Source organism: Iamia sp. (assembly GCF_035575815.1).
Lineage (GTDB): Bacteria > Actinomycetota > Acidimicrobiia > Acidimicrobiales > Iamiaceae > Iamia.
In genome coordinates this window covers 1-9,136 of the sequence record NZ_DATLXO010000134.1, presented here as the reverse complement: position 1 = coordinate 9,136, position 9,136 = coordinate 1, and the positions used below count along the sequence as shown (strand labels likewise).

Here is a 9,136-nt window from a genome sequence, read left to right as displayed (position 1 = left end):
GCCGGGCTTCGTCGCACGGGGCGCCGGCGGGGTGCTGAACGTGGCCTCGGTGGCCGCCTTCCAGCCGCTCCCCGGCCAGGCCGGCTACGGCGGGGCCAAGGCCTTCGTCCTGGCCTACTCCCAGGCCACCGCCGCCGAGCTGCGGGGCACCGGCGTGGCCGTCACCGCGCTGTGCCCGGGGCCGGTCAGGACCGGCTTCGGCGAGACGGCGGGGCTGAGCGAGTCCGAGTCGAACGGCGCCCTGCCCCGCTTCATGTGGGTACCGGCCCCCGACGTGGCCCGGGTCGGCGTCGAGGGCCTGGTGAAAGGGCGCACCGTCGTCATCCCCGGCGCCGCCAACGCGATCGGGGCCTACGCCGGGCGGATCACGCCCAAGACGGTGCTGCTGCCGCTCCTGGCCCGCCAGCATCCCGCCCTCCGCCGCCCCTGAGGTCGTCTGTCGCACCCCCGGCTGAGCTGACCCGCAGGGGGCGGTACGGTCGGTCGCATGCAGCGCTACGGCATGACCATCCCCTTCGACGGCATCCCCCTCCACGCCCAGCGGGACGCCGTCGCGGAGCTGGCCGACCTCGGCTACACCGACGTGTGGTCGGCCGAGGCCAACGGAGCCGACGGCTTCACACCGTTGGCCCTGGCGTCGGTGTGGGCGCCGACCCTGCGGCTGGGCAGCGCCATCGTCCCCGCCTTCACCCGCGGGCCCGCCACCCTCGCCCAGTGCGTGGCCTCGCTCGCCGACGCCGCGCCCGGTCGCGTGGCGTTCGGCATCGGCACCTCCTCCGACGTGATCGTCGAGCGGTGGAACGGCCTGGACTTCGACGAGCCCTACAAGAAGGTGCGCGACACGGTCCGCTTCCTGCGCACCGCCCTCACCGGCGAGAAGGTCAAGGAGGCCTACGACACGTTCTCGGTCGACGGCTTCAAGCTGGGGGTGGTGCCCGAGCAGCAGCCCCGCATCCTCGTCGCGGCGCTGCGCCAGGGGATGCTCCGCCTCGCCGGCCGCGAGGGTGACGGCGCCATCGTGAACTGGCTGGCCGCGGACGACGTTCCGACCGTGACCCCGCACGTGCACGCGGGCGGGGAGGGCAAAGAGGTCGTGGCCCGCATCTTCGTGGCCCCCACCACCGACACCGACACGGTGCGGGCCATGGGCCGCTACGCCATCGCCGCCTATCTGAACGTGCCCGTCTACGCCGCGTTCCACGAGTGGGTCGGGCGGGGCGAGGCGCTCGGGCCCATGTGGGACGCATGGAAGGCGGGCGATCGCAAGGCCGCCCTCGCCGCCATCCCCGACCGGGTGGTCGACGAGCTGATCGTGCACGGATCGCCCGAGGAGTGCCGCGAGCACATCGACCGCTACGTCGCCAACGGCATCACGTGCCCGGCCCTGGCGGTGCTGCCCTTCGGTCTCGACCCGGTGCAGGCGGCCCGCGACCTCGCCCCGAGGTGACGGTCGGGCTGTCGACTCTCGACTGTCGGCTGACGCCGTGGATCAGGCCGTCCTGGTGGCGTCGAGGGTGGCCAGGAGATCGCAGAGCTCGTGGCGCTGGTCCTCGGTGAGGGTGGCGTAGGCGGGGGCGAGGGCCCGGTCGGTCGCGGCCTCCGACGCGACCCACTCGGAGTGCTCGGTGGCGCGCTCGGCGTCGGGGTGGGGCGCTCCCCAACCGAACAGGCCGAGCATGGAAGGCTGGCGGATGCTGACCGCCTGGTGGGGGCTGAGCCCGTGGGCCAGGACGGCAGCGCCGTGGAGGGCGCCGCGCAGCTCGCGCACCACGTTCAGGCGGTGCAGCACCAGCGCCCGGGGACGGTCCGCACCGGGTTCGGCCTGGGTCCGCCAGGCTGCGAACAGCGGGGCCCCGGCGGGGCTGGCGCCTCGGATCATGGTGCCGAGCAGGTCGGCCAGGCGGCCCAGGTCGGCGTCGTTCGTCAGGTGGGCGTCGGCCCAGTCGTGGCCGGTGCTGATGAAGTGCTGCGCCGCCTGGTGGGGGGCCATCACGCTCCGGGCCCGGTCCCAGCCCTCGATGACCGTGGCGGGCGAGAAGAAGACGAGGGCTGAGGCCACGACGTCACCGGTCACGTCGCCCAGGGCGCCTCCTCGTCCCGCGAGGTAGAAGTCGATGCCGTCGAAGCCCAGGTCGGCTCCGAGGACGTAGGTGGCGGGATCGGTCATGAAGTGGCTGGCCAGGCCGCTCACCACGGAGGCAGTGGCGGAGGCGACGGCGTCGGGGGTCATGGCGGGCTCCGAGTGAGGGTGCAGGTGGTGGGTCGGCGGCGGTGGCGACCCTACGTCTTGCCCGCCGGAGCATCGCTCCGCTGCGGAGGAGGTGGCTGGGCGGCGTTCGGTCCGGGGCGTTGTTTGCCCCGCTGTCGGACGGGACACCGCCTCCACGGGTGTCGGAAGGAGGAACGATGGCCGCGAAGGGAACAGAGGACGAGTCACGCGAGCTGCTCGCCGTCATGCGGCGGCGATACATGTTGATCCTCTGCCTGTTGCCACTCGTGGTCGCCTTCGGGGTGTATGCGATCATCGATGGCCAGTCCGACGTGGGCGTCGCCTTCGTCCTCCTCCCCGTCGTCCTCACGGCCGGCATGGCCCTCCTGTACCGGTTCCGCCGACGCGAGCTGCGTGGGGCATGAGGGGGAGGCGGCGGTGAGCGTGTCGGAGGCGATGAGCCGGGCGGCCGACCGGACCGCCGAGACCTACGAGTTCGGACGGCTCCGGTACTACGGCGCCATGGTGACCGTGGCTCTCGCCTGGCTGGCCTTCGCCGCGTTGATCGTCTACGCGCTGAGCTGGGGCGATCGCGAGGCCCGGGAGTCTGCGGTCGCGGCCGGCATCGGCGTGGTGCTGCTCCCGCTGTTCGCGTGGTGGATGACCCGACGGATCGTCGACCACGGGGCTGACTCGTTCGGCCTGGTGTCGAGCCGTACGCCGGATCGCACGCCGCGCTGGCTGGAGGCTGTGATGATCATCGGCGCCTCCGTCATCGTGATCGCGCTCGCCGTCGTCCGCCTCCTGAGGTGATGACGGCCAACCAGGAGCGTCGGCTGCTCGAGGCCTAAAGCCCCACGATGGCGTGGGCCCTGCCGTCGACCTGGACGATCTCGCGCCGGATGAGGTCGGTGCGATCAGCGAGGAGCACGGTGTGGCCCTTCGGGGACGGAGCGACGGGCGCCGGCCGAGGACGGGACGTGGTGGGGACCGGGCACCAGAACCCGTCCGACAGCGATTCGACGGCGATTCGCTGCCCCACCTCCCCCGGGGCGGAGGGTCCGAAGCCGGCGGAGACGCCACGGGGACCGGCCACCGCGACGGACCGTCGGCCAGCGAATCGACAGCGAATCGCCCTCTGACCAGCGGCAGCGACATTGATGCGGGTCGCTCAGCACGGTGAGTTGCCGTGGCGGCGTTCGGGCCGTCGGGGCCGTTTGGTAGCACTGCGGGCGAGCGCGGCCACGACGTGCTGCCCGGCGGCGGTGATGGGGGAGCGCGCCGCAGGTGCGGCCGTAGCCGGCTCGCTCACCGAGGGCCGTGGCCCCACGTGCCGTCGCCCCGTCTGACCCCGCGAGCACGAGGAAGCCGGCGCCCTCCCCATGACGAAGCCGTCGAGAAGGATGTCGCGCTTCGTTGATGCCGCGTGACCCCGGGCCGAAGCGGTGCGGGGCGTGCCGCTCAGATGTGGACGAGGCGAAGGGCGTCGGTGGCGACGCCCTTGTAGTCGGGGGACCCCGACAGGACCGCCACGAGGTCGCCGGAGCGGACGTAGCCCTCGCCGCGGGCCGTCTCGATGGCCTGGGCGACCTGCTGTTGGATGTCGAAGGCCCCGTTCAGCTGCACGGGGGTGGCACCCCACGACAAGGTCAGCTGACGCAGGGTCCGGGGGTCGGTGGAGAACCCGAGGATCGGCGCGCGGGGCCGGTAACGGGCAATGGAGCGCACGGTGAAGCCGGTGCGGGTGATGCAGATGATCGACGACGCCCCGCTCTCCGACGCCGCCCGCCACGCTGCGTTGGTCATGGAGTTGGTGACCACGTCGTCCATCGAGCCCCGCTGGGACTGGTTGAGGCGCTGGACCTTGGCCGCCCAGCCGTCGTCGTCGAACTCCTCGTCGGCCCGCTGGGCGATGCGGGCCATGGTGGCCACGGCGAGGACCGGGTCGTGGCCGATCGCGGTCTCGCCCGAGAGCATCACCGCGCTCGACCCGTCGAACACGGCGTTGGCGATGTCGGAGGTCTCGGCCCGGGTGGGGGTGGGGGCCGAGACCATGGATTCGAGCATCTGGGTGGCGGTGATGGCCGGCTTCCCGAGAGCGATGCAGCGGTGCAGGATCGTCTTCTGCAGGTGGGGCAGCTCCTCGAGGGGCATCTCGGCTCCGAGGTCACCGCGGGCCACCATCACCGCGCCGGCGGCCTCGATGATGCCGTCGAGGTTCTCCACCGCGGCGCGGGTCTCGATCTTGGCGATGACCATGGGGCCCGCCGGGTGGGGTTCGGTGCCGACCCGGCGGATGTCGTGGGCCGAGCGGACGAAGGACACCGCCACCATGTCGGTGCCCTCGTTGACGAAGGCGTCGAGGAGCCGGAGGTCCTCGGCCGTCGGGGTCGGCATCCGCAGGCGCTCGGAGGGGATGTGCACCCCGGGGCGCCCCTGGAGGCGACCACCGTGGACGACCCGAGCCCGCAACCCCTGAGCCTCGGCGTCGATGATCTCGATCACCACGGCTCCGTCGCCGAAGGTCATGCGGTCACCGGCGTGCATGTCCTGGAGCAGGCCCTCGTGGTCGACGTGGATCTGTGCTGCGGTGCTGCGCTCGTGGCCGACGGCGACGGTCAGGACGCCCCCGGGTTCGAGGACGGCCCCGCCTTCGGGGAACGAGCCGGCCCGCACCTTGGGCCCGGGCAGGTCGACGAGGATGCCGAGCGGGCGGCCGATCGACTCCTCGACCCGGCGCAGCCGTCGGTAGCGCTCGATGGCGTCGTCGAGCGACCCGTGCGACAGGTTGACGCGGATCACGTCGGCCCCAGCCTCGATCATCTCGGTCAAGACGGCCTCGGACTCCGAGGCGGGGCCCATGGTGGCGATGATCTTGGTGCGGCGCCTCACCTGGTCAAGTATGACGGCCCGGGCGCTCATCGGTGCGCCGTTGCCACCGGAAGATCCGCGCCCGGTCAGGGCAGGCGGCTGAACCAGAGCAGCGACAGGCTCGAGCTGAGGAACAACAGGACCATGGCCAGGCCGATGAACCAGAGACCGATCTCGCGGAACTCGATCTCGAAGCCCACCGACGAGCCGATGTTGCGGTAGACCTCGCGCAGCTCGCCCTCGGTGGCGGCGGTGAAGGCCTTGCCGTCGGTGGCATCGGCGATGCGCTCGAGGGCCTCGCGGTCGACGTCGACGGGCACCGGGATCGGCTCCTCGGGCAGCACGATCACCCCGTTGTCGGTGCCGAAGGCGATCGTGTTCACCGGCACCCCGGCCTCCTTGGCCGCGTTGGCGCCGACCGAGTCGGGCCGCCCGACGGTGGTCTTGCCGTCGGACATGAGCACGATGCGCGCCGGCACCTCTTCGTTGTCGGCGTCGTCCTCGGACACGGGGGCCTGTCGGATCGCCTGGAGCGACGTGAAGATCGCCTCGCCGATGGCGGTGCGCTCGTCGAGCTCGAGCCGGTCGACGGCGGCGGTCACCCGGGCTCGGTCGGTCGTGGGGGGCACCAGGATCGTGCCGGTGCCGTTGAAGCCCACCAGGCCTACGTTGATCTTGGGCGGGAGGATGGTGAGGAAGGTCTTGGCCGCGCTCTTGGCCGCGGTCAGGCGGTCCGGCGGCACGTCCTCGGCCATCATCGAGAGCGACGTGTCGATGGCCAAGATGACCGTCGCCCGCTCACGGGGGACCCGCTCCTCACGCGCCGGGCGGGCCAGGGCGACCACCATCGACGACAGGGCGACGAGGAGGATGAGGGCGGGGACGTGGCGGCGCCACCCCGGGGACTTGGGGGCGATGCTCTGGAGCAGGTCGAGGTTGGTGAAGCGCACCGCGTAGGTGCGGCGCCGGGTCTGGAGCACCACGTAGGTGACCGCGATGGCGGCCACCGCGAGCAGCAGCCAGAACTTGTCCGGTGAGAGGTAGGTGATGGCGAGGGTCATGGGTTCAGGGCTCGTTGCGGTGCAGGGGGCGGATCAGGCGGAGGTGCGCGGCGCGATGTCGCGGGTGCGGTCGCGGCGCTGGGCGACGAAGTGGACGATGTCGAGCAGCCAGTCGCGGTCGGTGCGCAGCTGCAGGTGGTCGGCGCCGGCGCTGCGGATCGCATCCGCGATGGCGCCCCGCTGGGCGGCGGCGGCCGCCGCGTAGCGCTCGCGCACCTTGGGGTGGGCGGTCTGGATCTCGAGCACGTCACCGGAGCGGGGGTCGACGAGCGACAGCACCCCGACCGAGGGCAGCTCGACCTCGCGGGGGTCGACGACCTCGATGCACAGCGTCTCGTGGCGCACCGCGACCTGGGCCAGGCGCGACTTCCACTGCTCGGGGGGCTCGAGGAAGTCCGACACCACCGCCACCACGCCGCGGCGCCGGGCGATGCCGCCGAGGCGCATCAGCGCACCGTCGAGGTCGGTGCGCCCCGTCGGGTGGCGGGCCGCGGTGACGAGGCGGTGGAGCACTGACATGAGGTGGTCCTTGCCGCCCCGGGCCGGGACGATCTGGCTGCCGTCGGGCCCGGCGAGCACGGCGCCGATGCGGTTGCCGGTGCGGTGGGTGAGGAAGCCGATCGCGGCCGCGGCCGCCACGGCCAGGTCACGCTTCTCGCAGAAGGCGGTGCCGAAGTCGAGGCTGGGGGAGTCATCGGCGAGGATCCAGCACTCGAGCTCTCGGTCCGCGATGGTCTCACGGACGTGCGGCTCGGTCATCCGGGCGGTGACGTTCCAGTCGATGCGGCGCACGTCGTCGCCGGGGGTGTAGATGCGGGTCTCGCCCTGCTCGGAGCCGTGGCCGGGGACGAGGCCCATGTACTCGCCGTGCAGCAGCCCGTCGAGGCGTCGGCGCACGACGAGGTCGAGGCGCCGCAACACCTCGGCCGGGTCGCTCTGGGAGACCCGTGGGGGGACGTTCGCCGGTGCCGCCACGGTCAGGCGGAGCGCTCGTCGCCCACCGAGGGGCGGGTCGGGTCGGCCGTTCCCCACGGCGACGTGTCCGAGGGGGCCCCGCCGGGGCCGGGCGTGGGGGCCGCACCACCGGGGTGGCCGGGTGCCGACGGCCCACCGGGGCCCGGGTGACCCGCGGCCGCCGGGTAACCGGGCTGGGACCCGTAGCCGGCGCCGGAGAAGGGGCCGCCGGCGTGGGACGGGGCGCGGCCGTAGTCGGGCCCGGCGGCCGACGCGCTCAGGCCGGCCTGGCGCGGGGCGGGCACGGTCGAGAGCACCCGGGCCAGCACCTGATCGGCGGTGACGCCCTGGGCCAGGGCCTCGTAGGAGAGCACCAACCGGTGGCGCAGCACGTCGGGGGCCACGTCGAAGACGTCCTGGGCCACGAGGTGGTCCCGGCCCCGCAGCAGGGCGAGGGACCGACCGGCTCGGATCAGCCCGAGGCTGGCGCGGGGCGACCCGCCGTAGGTGACGAGGGGCTCGATGTCGGAGAGCGCGTAGTTGCCCGGGTACCGGGTGGAGAGCACCAGGGTGACGGCGTAGTCGACCACGGACCGGTCGATGCGCACCGCGTCGGCCGCGCCCTGGAGGCCGATGAGCTCGGGCAGGGTGAGCACCGACTCGGCCTCGGGCGCCTTGACGCCCATCCGGTAGACGATGTCGACCTCCTCGCCCGCGGTCGGGTAGCCGATGACGACCTTCATGAGGAAGCGGTCGCGCTGCGCCTCGGGCAGGGGGTACACGCCCTCGGACTCGATCGGGTTCTGGGTGGCGAGCACCAGGAACGGGTTGGGGACGCGGAAGGTCTTGCCACCGATGGAGACCTGGCGCTCGGCCATGACCTCGAGCAGCGAGGACTGGACCTTGGCCGGCGCCCGGTTGATCTCATCGGCGAGGAGGAAGTTGACGAACACCGGGCCCAGCTCGATGTCGAACTCTTCCTTGCTGGCCCGGAAGATCCGGGTGCCCATCACATCGGCGGGCAAGAGGTCGGGCGTGAACTGGATGCGGGCGAAGGTGCCGCCCACGGTGCGGGCCAGGGTCTCGGCGGCCAGGGTCTTGGCCAGGCCGGGCACGCCCTCGAGCAGGCAGTGACCCTGGGCGAGGAGGCAGACGACCAGGCGCTCGATGGCCCGGTCCTGGCCGACGATCACCCGCCGGATCTCGGACTGGACCCGGTCGAGCAGGTGGGCGGCCTCGCCCGGCGACGGCGCCGCGGCGGGGGTCGTCTCGGGTGCGGCGGTGTCGGACATCGGTCCTCCGGGTCGGTGCCCGCCGGCGCCGAGGCGGCGGGAGGCAGGCGGGGTGCATCGTGGGCACGGTCAGGATAGGGCCCCGGGGCCCGACCCCGGCCGGCACCCCGGGGGGCCCCGGTCCCCGGCGGCCCCGCCGCTACCGTGCGGTGATGCGCCTGCTGGTGGTCGAGGACGAGGTCGACCTGGCCGCCGCGCTGGCCAAGGGCCTGCGCCGCGAGGGCTACGCCGTCGACGTGGCCCACGACGGCGCCGAGGCCGTCGAGCGCCTGCGGGTCACGCCCTATGACCTGATCTGCCTCGACCTGAACCTGCCCGACACCGACGGCCTCGCCCTCTGCCGGCGCCTGCGCACCGACCCGGCCCTGGCGCCCGGAGACGACGAACCCTCCCCCCGGGTGCTGATGCTCACCGCTCGGGACTCCGTCGACGACCGCGTCGCCGGGCTCGACGAGGGGGCGGACGACTACCTGGTCAAGCCGTTCTCCTTCGCCGAGGTGTCGGCCCGGGTGCGCTCGCTGCTGCGTCGCGACGCGGGTCGCACCGGCTCGGAGCTCCGGGTCGGGCCGTTGCGCCTCGACGCGGCCCGCTTCGAGGCGTGGCGGGGGTCGCGCCGGCTCGACCTCACGGCCAAGGAGTTCGCCCTGCTGCGCTACTTCATGGCCCACCCCGGCCACGTGATGTCCCAGGAGCGGCTGCTCGACCACGTCTGGGACGAGCACGCCGATCCGTTCACCAACACGGTGCGG

The 9,136-nt window shown here is 73.0% G+C and carries 11 protein-coding genes; 5 read left to right on the top strand and 6 right to left on the bottom strand.

Annotated elements, in window-relative coordinates; all coding sequences use genetic code 11:
* Both VNL12_RS14305 and VNL12_RS14300 read left to right on the top strand, forming a co-directional pair.
* A partial coding sequence (locus VNL12_RS14305; RefSeq protein WP_325595618.1) for an SDR family NAD(P)-dependent oxidoreductase occupies window positions 1-430 on the top strand: 430 nt, incomplete at its 5' end.
* A 57-nt stretch (window positions 431-487) separates the two neighbouring features.
* A complete protein-coding gene (locus VNL12_RS14300) occupies window positions 488-1,447 on the top strand; it encodes an LLM class F420-dependent oxidoreductase (RefSeq protein WP_325595617.1) in 960 nt (319 codons plus the stop codon).
* A gap of 42 nt (window positions 1,448-1,489) precedes the next feature.
* On the opposite strand, the gene VNL12_RS14295 is transcribed toward VNL12_RS14300, so the two are convergent.
* On the bottom strand, window positions 1,490-2,230 hold the full coding sequence (locus VNL12_RS14295; RefSeq protein ID WP_325595616.1) for an SCO6745 family protein: 741 nt from the start codon (window positions 2,228-2,230) through the stop codon (window positions 1,490-1,492).
* A 176-nt stretch (window positions 2,231-2,406) separates the two neighbouring features.
* Here VNL12_RS14295 and VNL12_RS14290 point away from each other — a divergent pair, with 176 nt between their 5' ends.
* Both VNL12_RS14290 and VNL12_RS14285 read left to right on the top strand, forming a co-directional pair.
* Window positions 2,407-2,634 carry a hypothetical protein gene (locus VNL12_RS14290; RefSeq protein WP_325595615.1) on the top strand — a complete coding sequence of 76 codons (228 nt, stop codon included), beginning with the start codon at window positions 2,407-2,409 and terminating at the stop codon, window positions 2,632-2,634.
* 13 nt (window positions 2,635-2,647) lie between these two features.
* Window positions 2,648-3,022, top strand: coding sequence for a hypothetical protein (locus VNL12_RS14285; protein ID WP_325595614.1), 375 nt, complete (start codon window positions 2,648-2,650; stop codon window positions 3,020-3,022).
* Window positions 3,023-3,056: 34 nt separating this feature from the next.
* Here the strand turns inward: VNL12_RS14285 and VNL12_RS14280 are convergent, their stop codons facing one another.
* The 5 genes from VNL12_RS14280 to VNL12_RS14260 all read right to left on the bottom strand — a co-directional run bounded on the left by VNL12_RS14280 (window position 3,057) and on the right by VNL12_RS14260 (window position 8,387).
* Window positions 3,057-3,305 (bottom strand): hypothetical protein, encoded by a 249-nt coding sequence (locus VNL12_RS14280; protein WP_325595613.1) that lies wholly within the window; start codon window positions 3,303-3,305, stop codon window positions 3,057-3,059.
* A gap of 365 nt (window positions 3,306-3,670) precedes the next feature.
* Window positions 3,671-5,101: a pyruvate kinase gene (pyk, locus tag VNL12_RS14275; protein ID WP_325595612.1), complete on the bottom strand. Its 1,431-nt coding sequence runs from the start codon at window positions 5,099-5,101 to the stop codon at window positions 3,671-3,673.
* A 65-nt stretch (window positions 5,102-5,166) separates the two neighbouring features.
* The gene (locus VNL12_RS14270; protein ID WP_325595611.1) at window positions 5,167-6,141 is read right to left on the bottom strand and encodes a VWA domain-containing protein; all 975 of its coding nucleotides are present in this window, start codon (window positions 6,139-6,141) and stop codon (window positions 5,167-5,169) included.
* 33 nt (window positions 6,142-6,174) lie between these two features.
* Entirely contained in the window at window positions 6,175-7,116 is a 942-nt protein-coding gene (locus VNL12_RS14265; RefSeq protein ID WP_325595610.1) for a DUF58 domain-containing protein, read from the bottom strand.
* 2 nt (window positions 7,117-7,118) lie between these two features.
* A complete protein-coding gene (locus tag VNL12_RS14260; protein WP_325595609.1) occupies window positions 7,119-8,387 on the bottom strand; it encodes a MoxR family ATPase in 1,269 nt (422 codons plus the stop codon).
* Window positions 8,388-8,539: 152 nt separating this feature from the next.
* Between VNL12_RS14260 and VNL12_RS14255 the strand changes: the two genes are divergently transcribed.
* Window positions 8,540-9,136: response regulator transcription factor (locus VNL12_RS14255; protein ID WP_325595608.1), on the top strand; the 597-nt coding region annotated here is incomplete at its 3' end.